The 15,935-nt window shown below is 46.4% G+C and carries 14 protein-coding genes, 1 tRNA gene and 1 pseudogene; 8 read left to right on the top strand and 8 right to left on the bottom strand.

Translation table 11 applies throughout. The annotated features are described in order from the left end of the window. The first annotated feature begins 270 nt into the window (after positions 1-270). Both QUB33_RS26800 and QUB33_RS26795 read left to right on the top strand, forming a co-directional pair. Positions 271-4,365 (top strand): CHAT domain-containing protein, encoded by a 4,095-nt coding sequence (locus QUB33_RS26800; protein WP_333356769.1) that lies wholly within the window; start codon positions 271-273, stop codon positions 4,363-4,365. Then, the gene (locus tag QUB33_RS26795) at positions 4,362-5,858 is read left to right on the top strand and encodes a hypothetical protein (RefSeq protein ID WP_333356766.1); all 1,497 of its coding nucleotides are present in this window, start codon (positions 4,362-4,364) and stop codon (positions 5,856-5,858) included. The genes QUB33_RS26800 and QUB33_RS26795 overlap by 4 nt, the downstream gene beginning before the upstream one ends. A gap of 68 nt (positions 5,859-5,926) precedes the next feature. Here the strand turns inward: QUB33_RS26795 and QUB33_RS26790 are convergent. The 3 genes and pseudogenes from QUB33_RS26790 to QUB33_RS26780 all read right to left on the bottom strand — a co-directional run bounded on the left by QUB33_RS26790 (position 5,927) and on the right by QUB33_RS26780 (position 6,448). Then, positions 5,927-6,139, bottom strand: a pseudogene (locus tag QUB33_RS26790) (helix-turn-helix domain-containing protein). Positions 6,140-6,170: 31 nt separating this feature from the next. After that, positions 6,171-6,344 carry a hypothetical protein gene (locus QUB33_RS26785; protein WP_333356763.1) on the bottom strand — a complete coding sequence of 58 codons (174 nt, stop codon included), beginning with the start codon at positions 6,342-6,344 and terminating at the stop codon, positions 6,171-6,173. Positions 6,345-6,364: 20 nt separating this feature from the next. After that, positions 6,365-6,448 (bottom strand) — tRNA-Leu (locus tag QUB33_RS26780). A gap of 228 nt (positions 6,449-6,676) precedes the next feature. Between QUB33_RS26780 and accC the strand changes: the two genes are divergently transcribed. After that, positions 6,677-8,029 carry an acetyl-CoA carboxylase biotin carboxylase subunit gene (gene accC, locus QUB33_RS26775; protein ID WP_333356760.1) on the top strand — a complete coding sequence of 451 codons (1,353 nt, stop codon included), beginning with the start codon at positions 6,677-6,679 and terminating at the stop codon, positions 8,027-8,029. Positions 8,030-8,110: 81 nt separating this feature from the next. Here the strand turns inward: accC and QUB33_RS26770 are convergent, their stop codons facing one another. Beyond that, the gene (locus tag QUB33_RS26770; protein ID WP_190736140.1) at positions 8,111-8,395 is read right to left on the bottom strand and encodes a YggT family protein; all 285 of its coding nucleotides are present in this window, start codon (positions 8,393-8,395) and stop codon (positions 8,111-8,113) included. 124 nt (positions 8,396-8,519) lie between these two features. Between QUB33_RS26770 and psbX the strand changes: the two genes are divergently transcribed. The 4 genes from psbX to QUB33_RS26750 all read left to right on the top strand — a co-directional run bounded on the left by psbX (position 8,520) and on the right by QUB33_RS26750 (position 12,683). Further along, on the top strand, positions 8,520-8,639 hold the full coding sequence (gene psbX, locus QUB33_RS26765) for a photosystem II reaction center X protein (RefSeq protein ID WP_006634855.1): 120 nt from the start codon (positions 8,520-8,522) through the stop codon (positions 8,637-8,639). Between the two features lie 281 nt (positions 8,640-8,920). Beyond that, positions 8,921-9,730, top strand: coding sequence for a Ycf66 family protein (locus tag QUB33_RS26760; protein ID WP_333356757.1), 810 nt, complete (start codon positions 8,921-8,923; stop codon positions 9,728-9,730). A gap of 267 nt (positions 9,731-9,997) precedes the next feature. Further along, positions 9,998-11,122 carry a redoxin domain-containing protein gene (locus QUB33_RS26755; protein ID WP_333356753.1) on the top strand — a complete coding sequence of 375 codons (1,125 nt, stop codon included), beginning with the start codon at positions 9,998-10,000 and terminating at the stop codon, positions 11,120-11,122. A 109-nt stretch (positions 11,123-11,231) separates the two neighbouring features. Then, positions 11,232-12,683, top strand: a complete 1,452-nt coding sequence (locus QUB33_RS26750; RefSeq protein ID WP_333356750.1) for a trypsin-like peptidase domain-containing protein — start codon at positions 11,232-11,234, stop codon at positions 12,681-12,683. Between the two features lie 48 nt (positions 12,684-12,731). Here QUB33_RS26750 and QUB33_RS26745 read toward each other — a convergent pair whose 3' ends face one another. Beyond that, positions 12,732-12,869, bottom strand: a complete 138-nt coding sequence (locus tag QUB33_RS26745) for a hypothetical protein (protein ID WP_333356747.1) — start codon at positions 12,867-12,869, stop codon at positions 12,732-12,734. Here QUB33_RS26745 and QUB33_RS26740 point away from each other — a divergent pair. After that, the gene (locus QUB33_RS26740; RefSeq protein ID WP_333356744.1) at positions 12,868-13,488 is read left to right on the top strand and encodes a pre-peptidase C-terminal domain-containing protein; all 621 of its coding nucleotides are present in this window, start codon (positions 12,868-12,870) and stop codon (positions 13,486-13,488) included. The genes QUB33_RS26745 and QUB33_RS26740 overlap by 2 nt on opposite strands. 234 nt (positions 13,489-13,722) lie before the next feature. Here QUB33_RS26740 and QUB33_RS26735 read toward each other — a convergent pair whose 3' ends face one another. From QUB33_RS26735 to QUB33_RS26725, 3 genes are all read right to left on the bottom strand, one after another. After that, positions 13,723-13,911: a chlorophyll a/b-binding protein gene (locus QUB33_RS26735; protein WP_333106934.1), complete on the bottom strand. Its 189-nt coding sequence runs from the start codon at positions 13,909-13,911 to the stop codon at positions 13,723-13,725. Positions 13,912-14,005: 94 nt separating this feature from the next. Further along, the gene (locus QUB33_RS26730; RefSeq protein WP_190655734.1) at positions 14,006-15,022 is read right to left on the bottom strand and encodes a succinate dehydrogenase/fumarate reductase iron-sulfur subunit; all 1,017 of its coding nucleotides are present in this window, start codon (positions 15,020-15,022) and stop codon (positions 14,006-14,008) included. 307 nt (positions 15,023-15,329) lie between these two features. Next, positions 15,330-15,527: a hypothetical protein gene (locus QUB33_RS26725; protein ID WP_333356741.1), complete on the bottom strand. Its 198-nt coding sequence runs from the start codon at positions 15,525-15,527 to the stop codon at positions 15,330-15,332. Positions 15,528-15,935 lie beyond the last annotated feature (408 nt).

The raw sequence follows: 15,935 nt of genomic DNA, 5'->3' as shown, positions 1-15,935 counted from the left end.
CTGCGGAGTCTTTTGGGTTTGAGCTAATTGCTAAAACTCCGCAGTTAGATTAAGTTTCTTAGGAGGACTTTCGCTATGAGACAGGGGTTTCAACCCCTGGCGGACTATCGGGCTAACCGAGGTTTCTGGCCACCCGCGCACAATCTTTAAAAACCGGGTTTTTTCCAATCTCTTCGCCTGTAATCAAATATTCTCGAAAAAATCCGGTTTCTGGCAACCCATCGACGAATCATGGTAAATAAACATCCGTGTTACTGACAACTCCCCACAATGGAAGAAACCCGCACCCAAGCTTATCTGAAATTGATTGAGACACTCCTGACTTGCCCCAACGGTGAGGAACGGCAGATTTTACAGGCTAACTTAGAATTGGTAGATTCGGGGTTTCTGCAAGTTTGCGAGGTAGTAGCAGAAAACCTGGCAGAGGAAGGACAGGAAAATCCCGCTAATTTTTTACGGAATTTTGCCAGTCAGCTAGGGCAATTCTTGGGAATGAACGATGACGGAGAGCGCGATAATTCTGAAGGTAAAAATCCCCAAGAGTATGTAAACTTTATCCTAGAATTACTGCAAGCAGAAGAAAGCTATAGTGGTGTTGCCGTAATTTACCCGATGCTGGCTCAGCGACAACAACTCCTCAATCTCCGTTTTGCCGAGATTTTACAGCAAGTAGCCGAGCATTTAATTGCCGAACATCCCGAAGGAATTGAGTACATTGTCGCCGATATTGAATATTTGAGTATTCATATTAGTGAATTTCCGCGCGGCAATAGAGCGAAAAATATTGAAATTGCCATTACGGGTTATCAAATAGTTTTAAACAATCGGCAACCGGGGAGCGAAAAATACGCTAGAACTCAAAACAACCTAGCTGTTGCCTACAGTAACAGAATCAGCGGTTCGCGGGCAGATAATCTGGAGAGGGCGATCGAGTTTTATCAGGCTGCTTTAACAGTCCGTACCCTTGAGGATTTCCCCGAAGATTGGGCAATGACTCTAAATAACCTAGCCGTTGCCTACAAAAACAGAATCAGGGGTTCGCGAGCGGATAATCTGGAGAGGGCGATCGAGTTTTTTCAGGCTGCTTTAACAGTCTATACTTTTGAGGATTTCCCCGAAGATTGGGCAATGACTCTAAATAACCTAGCTGCTCCCTACAGTGACAGAATCAACGGTTCGCGAGCGGATAATCTGGAGAGGGCGATCGAGTTTTATCAGGCTGCTTTAACAGTCTATACTTTTGAGGATTTCCCCGAAAAATGGGCAACGACTCAAAACAACCTAGCCCTTGCCTACCGTGACAGAATCAACGGTTCGCGGGCGGATAATCTGGAGAGGGCGATCGAGTTTTTTCAGGCTGCTTTAACAGTCCGTACCCTTGAGGATTTCCCCGAACAATGGGCAATGACTCAAAACAGCCTAGGAGAAGCCTACAGAAACAGAATCAGGGGTTCGCGAGCGGATAATCTGGAGAGGGCGATCGAGTTTTATCAGGCTGCTTTAACAGTCTATACCCTTGAGGATTTCCCCGAAAAATGGGCAATGACTCACAACAACCTAGCTAATGCCTACAGTACCAGAATCCACGGTTCGCGAGCGGATAATCTGGAGAGGGCGATCGAGTTTTATGAGGCTGCTTTAACAGTCTATACTTTTGAGGATTTCCCCGAAAAATGGGCAACGACTCAAAACAACCTAGCCCTTGCCTACAGTAACAGAATCAACGGTTCGCGGGCGGATAATCTGGAGAGGGCGATCGCACTTTATCGCAATGCTTTAACAGTCTATACTTTTGAGGATTTCCCCGAAGATTGGGCAATGACTCAAAACAACCTAGCCCTTGCCTACAGTAACAGAATCAACGGTTCACGAGCGGATAATCTGGAGAGGGCGATCGAGTTTTTTCAGGCTGCTTTAACAGTCTATACTTTTGAGGATTTCCCCGAAAATTGGGCAATGACTCTAAATAACCTAGCTGCTCCCTACAGTGACAGAATCAGGGGTTCGCGAGCGGATAATCTGGAGAGGGCGATCGAGTTTTATCAGGCTGCTTTAACAGTCCGTACCCTTGAGGATTTCCCCGAAAATTGGGCAATGACTCTAAATAACCTAGCCGTTGCCTACAGTGACAGAATCAGGGGTTCGCGAGCGGATAATCTGGAGAGGGCGATCGCACTTTATCGCCATGCTTTAACTATCAGAACTCGCGAGGCTTTCCCACAAGGACATACAGAGACTTTATCTAATTTAGGTAATCTTTCCCGAAGTAACCAGCAATGGCAACTCGCTTATGATACCTATGCCGCAGCGATTGAAACAGTAGAATTTTTACGGGGCGAGATTCAATCTGGGGATGAAACCAAACAAAAATTAGCCGAAGAATGGAATGAACTTTATCTGGGCATGGTAGAAGTTTGCATCCAACTGAAACGCTACACCGAAGCTGTAGAATATGCCGAACGTTCCAAGGGGCAAAACTTAATCGAGTTGCTGTCAGTGAAAGATTTGTATCCCAAAGGAGAAATCCCCCCCCAAGTGCGCCAAGAGTTGCAACAGTTAAGACTGAGAATTGCCGAAGAAAATCAACGGTTAAAACAAGCTGAAGAAAAAAATTATGACTTCATCAACCAACTGCGCCAAGACTTAGCTGCAAAATATCCCTATACACCTCTCAAATTTGGTGAAATTCAGAAGTTAGCCGATGAAAAAACAGCAATTGTAGAATGGTACATTTTGGGCGATAGTTTTTGTGCTTTCCTCATCGCGAACGATCCCCCCCAGCCCCCCTTAATAAGGGGGGAGGAAGAGGGATCGGAATCCCCCTTGAAAATGGGAGAGAATCAATTAGAAGTTACACAGTTATCTCACAGCGAACCCGATCGAAATTCAGAACCCCCCTTCTTAATGGGGGCAGGGGGGATCGAATTTTGGCAATCATCACCGCAAGATTTAGAAAAACTAATTGATTGGGTAATTGAATATTTAGAAAATTATGACAGTAACCGTCAAGAATGGCAAAATAGCCTAGAAACCAAACTAGCAAATCTAGCCCAAATTCTCCACATTAATGAAATAGTTAAAAACATCCCCGAAACCTGCGATAAACTAATCCTGATTCCCCACCGCTACTTGCACCTGTTCCCTCTCCACGCCCTCCCGGTGAGTAGGGAAAATTGGCAGCGCTTTCACCCGAACGACCAAAATTGCCCCCTGAATCCCTGTCTCGTTGACTGCTTCGATAATGGAGTTTCCTACGCCCCCAGTTGTCAACTATTGCACCAAGTCCAAAAATACGAACGCGGTAAATTCGATCAATTCTTCGCCATTCAAAACCCCACAAATGACTTAACGGCTGCGGAAATGGAAGTACAAAGCATCAAAAACATTTTCCCCAGCACAGAAATTTTTGCTAAACAAGATGCCAAAAAAGGCAAACAATCAGAGTCAAAATTAGAAATAGCCGAAAAAGTCGCCGACAGCCATCATCTGTTCTTTTCCTGTCACGGTTCCTTCGATCGCAACGAACCGCTAAAATCGGGTTTACAGCTATATGATGGTACTCTCACCCTAGAAGAAATCATCCGCTATTTCAACCTCAGTGAATGCAGCCTAGTCACCCTTTCCGCCTGCGAAACCGGACAAGTCCAACTCGACAACACCGACGAATACATCAGCCTCACCAGCGGTTTCCTACTAGCTGGTAGTCCCAGTTTATACGTCAGCCTGTGGTCAGTAAACTCCCTTTCTACAGCAATTTTACTGATCAAAACCTACGAAAACCTCTACCACCAACCCGGTAAATTCGCCCTAGCATTAAGCCAAGCCCAAATCTGGATGCGAGACACCGACATCCAAGGCTTCCTCGACTGGACAAACCAATGTCACCTCCTAGACACTGACTGGCGAGAAATCTTACAATGCCTCCTGGAAAAGGACAAAGCAACTCAAGGACTCTGTGCTAAAATCTATCAAAACCCCTTTCATTGGGCCGGCTTCTGTGCGGCTGGCAAAGCAGAGCAAAACATGACTAATAGCAGCAACAAAATAGAAATTTTCCAGCAATTAATTCAATCAGATTTCTTTTTTAACTTGAGATATGCCCTAGCTGCTCTCAAAGCTGAATTAACAGACAATGATGACAACAATGTCGAACTTATTGAAAATTGGCTGCAAGATAAGCCAGCAATTAAGTTTCAATACAGGGCTATGGTGATGAAATCAGAGGAAGTTAAATTACCCAATAAAGGGCAATCACCCACTAAGCCGGGACAGCCAAGTCAAACTTTGAAAGAAACCCTAGAAAATCTGACTATAGCTGCGGAAAAACCTCCTGAAGCAAATCAAGGTACGCCGTCTTCTCCATGAAAAATTTTAGTATCAGTGTTTGTTATTTCCATCTCAATCAGACTTTAGCTGAACCTCCCGCTCAAGTTTCACCTACAGCCGATTTTATTTGGGAAAAACTGATTAAACTCAGTGAAAAACTGCCTTTCACTGAACTCAAAGATTTAAAAACTCAATTAGTTTGCTACAAATTTGATGAAGAATCCCAGGCTTTCAAACATCAGACAAAAGCCTTATATTTAATCAATCAATGGCTAACCAAAGAACAAAAGTCGATCGCACTTACTGCGATTCACAAAAATCAATTAGCGATTAGCGGGAATCTGCAACCCTTTCTATGGCATGATACCTACGCTTTCGATCTAACTTTATCTCCCGCCGATGATGAGCGAGATATTGCAGCAGCAGAAATCGATTTATTTGAACCTAGCAGCCTTTTCTTAGACTGTTCGGAAAACACTCTCGGTGAAACCATCTGGCTTTACGGACAAACAGAAATACCTGATACAGAATGTCAAGGCGTAGCTGATGAATTAGTGAGAAATCTGCTAAAAAACACTAACTTTACATTTGGATTAGTCGCTCAAGGTAACTTGCTCAAAGTTCCTCTATTTGAATATGAAATTAGCCAACCCAATCAACGCAATAAACTCTATCGGATTTTAGTTTGGATCGACAATCAAGGGATATCTCCAGATGTAAAATCTGTTTATGACCCTTTATTTAACTCACTCTTGACTCGCCACAAAATTGAATATGTTTACCAACAAGCGAAAGAAAGTTATATTGCAGCCAGAAAAGCTTACAGCGAACTAGAAGCAAAGATTAAAGAATTCAAGCAAGATAAGCCATTAGAAGAACTGCAAAAACTTCTCGAATCTATGCCAGAACTATCTATGCAGTATCAACGGCAACTGCGAAATCTGCAAGGGCATTATACCACAATCAAAACCAATCAGCTCAACTATCAAACTTACTTACAAAAATTCTGGCAACCGGGCGATATTCCCAGTTGGCGAGAGTTTGGCGAAAATACCTGCAAGCGCTATCTCGACCAAATAGAAATCTACCTCAGTTATATCCAGCCGGGTAAAGACTTGATCGGCGAATTTATCAATACATTGCGGGGTTTGGTGGAAATAGAACAAGCCAAGTCCGATCGCAAACTGCAACAAACTTTACAGAAAAAGGAGAAAGAAGAAAAAGAGCGCGATCGCAATTTACAAAACACGATTCAAGCAGTCGGTACCGGCATCGGTGTCGGAGTCGGCGTTGCCGGAATCGTAGCAGCCGGCTACCCCTTAATCGAAAAACCTTGGAATTTCCCTTCTCTCCAACATCCTCTGCTACCGCCGCATCCCTTCATTATTGCCCTTGTACTTAGTTGTTTATCCGGTGGAGGCTTGGGATGGTTGGCTTGGTTTGTCACTAAACGCTACCTCAATCGTAAATCATCAAATCAGCAGACAAGTTTACCTAGTCCCCAAAATCAACTTCCCTCTGGGGATGTGTAATCGCCCTCTGCTTTCTTTGTTAATTACATTTTCGCAGTCATATTCTCGCGACTTACTGATAAATCTGTTTACTCTTTGACAACATCCATCAACTCTTCAATCAAAACATCAAGGGTGCGAGCTATTTTTTGAATTGATGTGATATCAACCGTTGCTAGTCCTTCCGATCGAGCATAGTGCCTGACTGTGCTTTACGCAACCTCGGATCGATCGGCAACATCCTTTAGCGTCCATCCTTTTTCCTCCGCCAACTCTCGGATTCGGAACCTAACTAACCCGATTCTACTTGACAAAGGATAAGTATCTATGTTTTTAATTCAAACACAATAGTCGATCGACAGTTAAAGAGTATTTTGTATGGTGCGGATCTGTCAGAAGTTCGATCGCACTTGAGGACATCTGATGAATCTGCACCCTACCGTACTCGATCGACTTTCTAGAAAAACCACTCAATACAAAACAACTGCCGACAGCCAAAACCGTCAACAGTTGTTTTATATATTCAATGCGGATGGCGAGACTCGAACTCGCAAGGACATAATGCCACACGCACCTCAAGCGTGCGCGTATACCAATTCCGCCACATCCGCTCTTTCTGGCAATCTCCGGGATTTTTGCGTTACGAGTTAAAGATTCACAGGTTGAGGTTCCTGACATTTAACTTGTGACTTGCCCTTTTAGACCGCCGATTTAAAATCATAGCACCACTACCAGCAAAATGTAAAATAAATTTTTGTGAACAATTTCTGCAAAACGATTATCCAGAACATACCGAAAGGCATTATTGTACAGAATATTGAGTGAATTAAGCAGCGAAGATGGGGTTCTCGAAAATTTTAATCGCTAATCGGGGAGAAATAGCTCTCCGCATATTGCGGACCTGCGAGGAAATGGGGATTGCCACGGTCGCCGTACACTCCACCGTAGATAAACACGCCTTGCACGTCCAGTTGGCAGACGAAGCCGTTTGCATCGGCCCCCCCACCAGCAGCAAAAGCTATTTAAACATCCCCAACATCATCGCGGCTGCCCTGACGCGCAACGCAGCAGCCATTCACCCCGGTTACGGCTTCCTCGCCGAAAACGCCCGATTTGCCGAAATCTGCGCCGACCATCAAATTACCTTCATCGGCCCTTCTCCTGCCGCCATGCGGGCGATGGGCGACAAATCCACCGCCAAAGAAACCATGCAGCGAGTGAAAGTCCCCACAGTTCCCGGTAGCGGGGGATTGCTGGCCGACGAACACGAAGCTTTGTCGATCGCCCGCGACATCGGCTATCCAGTGATGATCAAAGCCACCGCAGGCGGTGGAGGCCGCGGCATGAGGCTAGTCAAAGAAGCATCCGAACTCCCCAAACTATTCTCAGCCGCCCAAGGCGAAGCCGATGCAGCCTTCGGCAATCCCGGACTTTACCTCGAAAAATTCATCGAAAGACCCCGCCACATCGAAATCCAAATCCTCGCCGACAACTACGGTAACGTCATCCACCTCGGCGAGAGAGATTGTTCGATTCAGCGCCGACACCAAAAACTCCTGGAAGAAGCCCCCAGCCCAGCCCTCACCCAGAAACTGCGAGATCAAATGGGTCACGCCGCCGTCGCCGCCGCCAAATCCATCAACTACACAGGTGCCGGCACAGTCGAATTTCTGCTTGACAAATCGGGCAAGTTCTACTTCATGGAAATGAACACTCGCATCCAAGTAGAACATCCCGTCACCGAGATGATTACAGGCCTCGACTTGATAGCCGAACAAATTCGCATCGCCCAAGGAGAAAAACTGCAAATCAAGCAAAACCAAGTAATTCTCAGCGGTCACGCCATCGAGTGCCGCATCAATGCTGAAGACCCCGATCGCAATTTCCGACCCCACCCCGGGATAATCAGCGGTTATTTGCCTCCTGGTGGCCCCGGCGTGCGGATGGACTCTCACGTTTACACCGATTACGAAATACCCGCTTACTACGATTCTTTAATCGGTAAAGTAATTGTATGGGGGCGCGATCGACCGACAGCCATCCGCAGGATGAAACGGGCATTGCGGGAATGCGCCATCACTGGCGTTCCTACCACCCTGGGCTTTCACCAAAAAATCCTCGATTCCCCCGAGTTTCTCAGCGGCGAAGTTTACACGAATTTCGTCGAACAGTTCTTGAACAATAGTCAGTAGTCAGTAGTCAGTTGGCAGTTGGCAGTTGGTGGCAACTAATCCATGCCCGATGCCCGATGCCCGATGCCCGCCAACTGACTATTACATCATCATTGTCAGGATTCCTTGCTGACCGAGAATCATTTCTCGCAGCAAGCTACAGATACCCACCCAAATAATCGGCGTAATGTCCACCCCGCCGATCGGCGGTACAATCTTTCTAGTTACGGCTAAAAAAGGTTCCGTCGGCCAAGCAATCAGACTCAACGGCAATTTGCTGAGGTTCACCTCGGGATACCAAGTCAAGACGATCCGAAAAATAAACAGCAAGGTCATCACGACTAGGACAGATCCCAGAATCCAACTTGCAACGGTAATACCAGTCATGGGTCTTATCTCGAAATTTTAAGTTTTGTTAAGTCAGCCGTTCATAATTTTAACCGTTTCACAGGTGCGATCGAAAGTATAAAATTAATAAAAATCAAATTGTTGTAACAAAGGCTTGGAATCTATGACTCCTTCTCTCGCGAACTTTTTGTACAGCCTGCTGGTGGGCGTTGTGGTAGTAGTGCTTCCAGCAACGATCGGTCTGATATTCATCAGCCAAAAAGACAAAATCAAGCGCACCTAAAAAGTCAGTGGGTGTCTAAGTCCGGCGCTGCAAGTCAATTGTGGGCTACAAGTCGGGCATTTCCCCGATCCGAGAAACCTCGGCTGCCAGCAACTGTCAAGGCAAAACCTTCAGTTGACTGCCAAGCTGAGGTTTTTTCCCGTTAAACTCATTATTATACTCACTTCCCAAGCTGAAACCCTGACCGGACGCTGCCCCAGAAAGCACAGTCGGGCTGACAGACTTAATGATAGATGTAAAATCTAACTCGCTAACATAGGAAAGACATAGGAGATAGGCTAATGGTCAATTTAGGATTGAACTGGAGCAGCCTGTTAGGGATTATCCTAGCAGTAGCAGGGGCAGGACTGTATTTTCTGCGATCGTGGCGTCCCAAACTAGCCCGAGACCACGATATTTTTTTTGCAGCAGTCGGCTTGCTGTGCGGCGGTATTCTGTTATTTCAAGGGTGGCGGCTTGACCCAATTCTGGCATTCGGTCAATTTCTGCTCAGCGGTACCGCCATATTTTTTGCAACAGAAAGCATCAAGCTGCGAGGAGCGACCACAGCCCAAGCCAAAACCCGCGCCCAATATGTAGATGAAGAGCGACCGGTCAGCAACGCTTACGGTTACGACGGCTACGATGCCGAAATGGAGCAGCTAGAACCAGAGGAAGACTATCCGCAGCGTCCCCGCATCAGAGGCAGCCAAGACTACCGTTCCTCTCGGGAAGCCTACGACGACGAACCCCGCCGCCGCCCCTCGAATCGCAACGGCAGCGTTAACACCTCCAGGCCCGATTCGGCAGATAGAGCGTCGCGCAAACGTCCCTCTCGCCCAGAAGCCCCGCCTGCCCAAGAGTCTGACAACTGGGACGTTTCAGACAACCCCGAAGAAAGACCGACCCGCAGCCGCAGCAGTCGCCCCCCTGCTTCGGAAAACCGCAGTTCCGATACGCCGCCGAGAACCAAAAAACCCCGTCCTACGGAATCATCCAGGTCTCGCCCCAGCAACCGCGACGTGGAAGCACCGCCGTCAGACTACGTGGAGTATCGACCTGTAGAATACCCGGAAGACCAACCGGATAATTCCCCCAGTTTCGACAAATAGGCAAACACTAAGTAGATGGGTGAAACTAAACATTTCTGGTACCCGCAGGCAAAAAAATAAGTTGCGTTTATCGATCCCCATCTACTTATTCTCAGATATTAAAGTGATTAAAAAGACTGTAAATTGTGAGTGTGAACCCCCTGACAAACACAGATATAGACAAATAAAAGCTAATTTTTTTTAAAATTATTTTGACCTACCGAACCTGTGGAACTAATCGCCAGCATAATAATCTTAATATAAAATCCCTTTTCTTAAATCAGCAAGATGCCATTACTCGAAATAGGAGATCCGGCTCCCTGGTTTTCCATTCCTTCTACAAATAACCCCTTATTTCATTTCCCGACGGTTGCCGGCCGGCGAGTCGTGCTGTTTTTCTTTGCCAGCGCAGCTTTTGAACAAATCCAAGTAATCCTCAAAAGCTTTCAAGAGCTTTCAGAAGAATTCCGAAGCTTGCAAGTAGCGCGGTTCGGAGTGAGCGTTGACCCAGTAGACAAAGAACAAAACAGACCGACAACAATTGCTCCGTCATTCATCTTTTTCTGGGACTTGGATAAAACAGTCAGTCAGCAGTACGGTGTTTTCCGAGATGTCCAAGAAAATGGATTTGCCGGAGTTCACTATGCACCCCAAACTTTTGTACTCAACGAAAACCTTCAGGTAATTAATATTTTGCCGATGGGCGAACCGCACCAACACGCCCAACAAGTATTAGATTTTCTCAAAACTTTGCCCCCTATTGAGGAAGCCCGGGCAGCCACTCGCCACGCCCCGGTATTGGTAATTCCTAACGTTTTGGACAAAGCTTCTTGCCGCAGTTTGATCGATATGTACAAAACTAATGGTGGCAGTCCCTCGGGCTTTATGAGGCAAATAGGCGGGAAAACAGTTGGCTTGCACGACGACACTTTTAAGAAGCGCCGAGATTTCTTTATTCAAGACGAGGATTTCCAGCGACAATTGAATGCGATTATTCTACGCCGGGTGCTACCGGAAGTAGAGAAAGCTTTTCAGTTTACAATCACTAGGTTTGAACGGTATTTGATAGGTTGTTACGATGCTGACAGCGGCGGTTATTTTCGGCCGCACCGCGACAATACTAGCAAAGCTACGCTGCACCGCAGGTTTGCGATGACGCTAAACTTGAATGTGGGAGAGTACACGGGGGGATTTTTACGGTTTCCAGAGTACGCGCCGCACGGTTATAAAGGGGATTCTGGCACGGCGATTATTTTTTCGTGTTCTTTGCTGCATGAAGCGACGGCGGTGATTAGCGGCCAGCGTTTTGCTTTGCTGTCTTTTTTCTACGGCAATGAGGACGCTGCGGTACGAGAAGCTAATTTTAAGTATTTAGCTGCTGATTCAGATTCCCAAATTGGAGAACCGGCGTGAGGAAGGTCACTACCGTGGTGCAAGCCCTAAAATAATTACAGAAGGTAGTTAGCGGTTAGCCACAAAACCTAATTCCTAGCTACCGATCGCTAAATAATAATCGATCGCCATGAATTTCAAACTTCTAACTTTAGCAGTATCGGGAATTTTAACGGTTGGGGTTGCAACCAGCGCTACTGCGGTTGTTACGACATCCCCTGTGCGGCAATCAACAGATTTAACGGAATTTAACTCGGTGCATTCCCAGGGTGCGATCGCCCAAAATGTCGAAGAACAAACCAATATTCGAGTCTACGAAAAGGCTAGTCCGGCGGTTGTTACCGTCGATACAGATAAATCTAACGGCAGCGGCACAATTATCAGCCCCGACGGCATGGTGTTAACTAACGCCCACGTTGTTTCGGCAGGCGGTACCGTCAATATCATTTTGTCAGACGGCAGAAAACTTGTCGGCGATGTCATCGGATTCGGCGAAGAAGGTCTAGACTTAGCCGTGGTGAAGATTCGCGGTCAAAACAATTTGCCCACCATTCCTTTAGCCAGTCCCGGTTCGGTGAAAGTCGGGCAACAAGCATTTGCGATCGGCAATCCCTTCGGTCAATTTCAAGGTACTTTTACAGTTGGAATCGTCAGCCGCATCGACCAGCAGCGGGGCTTAATTCAAACCGACGCCGCCATCAATCCCGGCAATTCAGGAGGCCCACTGCTCAACAGTTCAGGAGAATTAATCGGCGTCAATACTTCTATTTTTACTCGCGGTCGGGGGGGTGGCAGTATCGGTATCGGTTTTGCAATTTCCGCAGACAAATTACCCGCTTTCCTGACAGCGGTGCGAGAAGGGCGGGCTCCCCGCGTGGCTCAAGCCCGATCGCCCTTTGGTGGCAACAAATCACCTCAAAAAGTTGCCTTAAACGGGCCCGCCGTCAGCGGCCTCCTCACCGACAAGTCTAGCGTTCTGCCCACCGACAACAGCTTTTTTGACCTCTACTCATTTGAGGGAAAAGCGGGCCAGCAAATCACAATAGAAATGAAAAGTCAAGAGATTGACCCTTATTTAATTTTGCTCGGGCCCAACCAGCGCGAAATCGCCCAAGACGATGACGGGGCAGGCAGTAAAGACGCCAGAATTACAGTCAGGCTGCCTGCAGACGGGACTTACACGTTAGTGGCAAATTCCTACCAAGCTAAGCAGTCAGGGGCTTATACGTTAGAACTGAAAGCCAGTGCTCCTACCGCGCCTTCTCGGGCGATTTTGCAAGAAGAAGGCGCTTTAGTCGCAGGCGGCCCAGTATTGCCGTCTGACAACAGTCTGTATCGCGAGTATACTTTTGAAGGTCGATCGGGTCAGTCTGTAGCCATTTCCCTCGAAAGCACAGATTTCGATCCCTATGTGGCTATCTTTGGCCCTAATGGCCGATTAGTGGCAGAAAATGACGATGAGAGCGATTCCACTAAAAATGCGTTTCTCACCGTTACTTTGCCCGCGACGGGTCGCTATCGCGTAATTGTCAATGCTTACGATGCTTCTGGCCGGGGTCGTTACACTCTAACTGTCCGTTGAAAATGGGGAAAAAGGTAATGGGTAATCGGGAATTGGTAATTGGTCGAATTATTCTGCTTCCTGCTTCCGTCCATCCATTAAATCCTTTACGCTCATCCGTTGCCGAACTTCCTTCTTCCATCCGTTAAATCCGTTACAGAATCCGTTGCCGAACTTCCTTCTTCGTTGCAAATCGAGGTAATTCATGCGTCAAGTTAGATTTTGGGCGATCGCGCCAATTGCTCTGGTAGCTACTTTTTCTGGCAAGCCGACTGTCTCCCTGCCAGTTTCAAATTTAGGTGGAGTTGCTAACAGTAGTTCCACCCTCCTTTCAGCAGAATTTCCTCAAAATTTAACTGATGCAAAGCCTGCTGAAAAGGCGGTTTTAGCTCAAGCCAGCCCCAACCCGTCGCCATCACCACAGAGTTCGCCAACTCAGAGTCCAACTGTAGAACCTCGGTCGAGTCCTGATGCGGGTTCATCTAAGGTCATTTTAGAGCAAAACGGAGAACTCACCCCTACTAAGTCTTCTGTACTGCCCTCGGACAGCAGTTTGTACGACGAGTATACCTTTGAAGGCACTCAGGGTCAGAAAGTGGTTGTTACCGTAGAAAGTACCGATTTTGATACTTATCTCGCTATTTTCAACTCCCAGGGCGAGCTACTTGCAGAAAATGATGATGCAACGCAGCAAAATTCCAATTCAGAGCTTACTGTTACCTTGTCCGCGAACGGTCGCTATCGCGTCATTGTCAATGCTTACGATCCGCCTCCAAAAGGTAGAGGCAAATACAGTTTGACCGTCCGCGAAACAACTGGAAATTAGTTTGAACGAAACTTGGGAGTCAGGGCACGGCATTGCCGTATCCCTATAATTCAAGGACGATCGCACTACAAGTAAGTGCGATCGACTTTGGTACATTCATGGGTGATCTGAAACTATAAAAGTCATTATTGTGCATTTATAATTTGATAAACTTTATTTTAAATAACTCTTAAAAGTAGAATGGAAGCTGAAATATCGATAATTTTTCAACTTCCATTCTTGATTTAGATTAATTTAACGCAGACCCAGCCAGGTAAAAAAATCCTGGCGGGTGAAGAATTCTAGCAGCAAAAGTCCCACGAATCCCACCATCGCAAATCTTCCGTTGATTTGTTCGGCGTAGGCATTCCACCCAAAGGCTGGTTCTGGTTTTGGGGTATTTGGGGTTGTCGGTTTTGGGGATGGAGGAGTTTGAGCAGTCATTTAAAAGTTTTAAGTTTCGAGTTTTGAGTGATGATTTTGGGGAAGCTTTGCGATCGCACAACTTGTAATTTACCAGGAAAATGACAGCCGATCGCTAATCTGCTGACTTTTCTAAACTTTGAACCGATTCGATCAGATTTCGCACGGTTTCGGTACCTTCTGAAGGCTCAAAAAACAGCGGGAACTTGCCGCGAGCGATCATTCTCAAACCCAACGGGCCCAGACTCAGCAAACCTTTAACGTCGCGGAAGTAGTTTCCTACTACTTCTATGCCAAACTTGCGCTCGTCTATCCAGCCACCTTCTTTGACAAGATCTATTAAAACTTTGCGGTGGCGGATCGATCGACTGGCTTGGTCGTCTTTGCGATCGAGAATCTCTTGTTTAATCTTACCAATTTGATCCATAGGCGCGACTTCCATCGGACAAACCGAGTTGCAGTAGTAACAGCGGGTGCATCCCCAGACGCCTGCGGTGCCTTCGTTGTATTTTTCGAGCCGATTTTCGGTTTCGCTGTCGCGGGAGTCGGCGATCGTGCGGTAAGCTTTGGCGAGGGCGTGGGGGCCGACAAATTCCGGGTTGACTTCGCGGGCGTTGCACTCAGAATAGCACGCGCCGCAGAGGATGCAGTTGCCGGTTTGGTCGAGTTTCGATCGCTCTTCTGGAGTTTGCAGAAATTCGCGTTCTGGAATTGCTCGCGAGGCGGTGCTGACATAGGGTTCAACTGCTTCTAGGTTGTCCCAAAAACTGGTCATGTCAACAACCAAATCTTTAATAACCGGCATATTTCCCATTGGGGCGACGGTGATTTCTGGGATGAAATCGGTAGGTATTTCTGCTGAGCTGGAATCGGCTATTTTTTGCAGTCTTGCCAGTTCGCTGGCTACATTTTCTTTGCAAGCTAATGCTGAGCGACCGTTAATTCGCATAGAACAACTGCCGCAAATTGTATTGCGGCAATTTTTGCGAAAAGCTAAAGTGCCGTCGTGTTCCCACTTAATACTGTTGAGGCAGTCTAGGATGGTATTGCTCTCTTCCACATCTAGGGTGTAAGTGTGAACCCGGGGAGCCTCGTTTTGATTTTGGCGCACTACATTAAAGCGGACTTTCATATTTTGAGTAAGGAATTTAGTTTCTATTTTAAGCTAAATTTTTGACCTTTTTAGAAAGCTATTATTTTTTTTAACCACTACCTAAAGTAAGAGATTTTAAAAAAATTATTATTGTTTGACAAACATGAATAATTCTCAAGTTATAAATCCTAAATTACCACTTTTTTAAGCGGATTTGTGAGCTATTAATTGGAGAGAAAAGTAATTAATCGCTGCAATTCGGTAGTCGGAGGTGCGTGATGTCCAGCTTGTTTGTATTAACTTTCATGTTTTCCACACCGGCTTTTTGTCTGGGTCTGCTAAATCCTCAATGGGTGGGACTGGCAACTCGCAAGCGATCGGCTGCCTTGTACGGCGGCTTGATGGCAGTTTCGTTCGTTTTGCTTGGGGTTACAGCACCCAAGGCGCCACAACCAGTTTCATCGGGGCTGCTGGCCTCAACTGAATCGCTAGAATTTAGGGTAAGCGCACCTTTGCGCTGAAGGTAGCTGGGTATGCATTTCACTTTTTTGGCAGCATTACAAGAAATTTTACCAGGACTTACGGCCGGTTCGGGCCAGAAACGTAGTTTTTTAAGAAAAATACTTGGTTCTACTCATTTACTGCAATTAAAAACTCCGGTTTATAGGCGTCGGAGTGCGATCGCGAACTGTAGGGAAAAATCGGGGCTTTAGTAAGAAGAAATACCCTAACAGGACTTACGCAAAAAACCCGGTTTATTCCACAAATCTTCGCTTTTTCGATAAATATTGACGCAGCAACCGGGTTTTTGGTCTTTGAGTGCGTCCAGGACTGACTCAGAAACCCGGTTGCACTAGGGTCAGGTGTCCAAGGTTCTATAGCAATCCTATATGAATTGTGAAAAGGCATCAAATCTTTTCAAGTTAGGAAAATTGAAAAGATTATATTTAGC

Source organism: Microcoleus sp. B3-A4 (assembly GCF_036705385.1).
Classification (GTDB): domain Bacteria; phylum Cyanobacteriota; class Cyanobacteriia; order Cyanobacteriales; family Microcoleaceae; genus Microcoleus.
The sequence above is the reverse complement of the archived record's forward strand: the minus strand, read 5'-3'. Positions and strand labels throughout refer to the sequence as shown.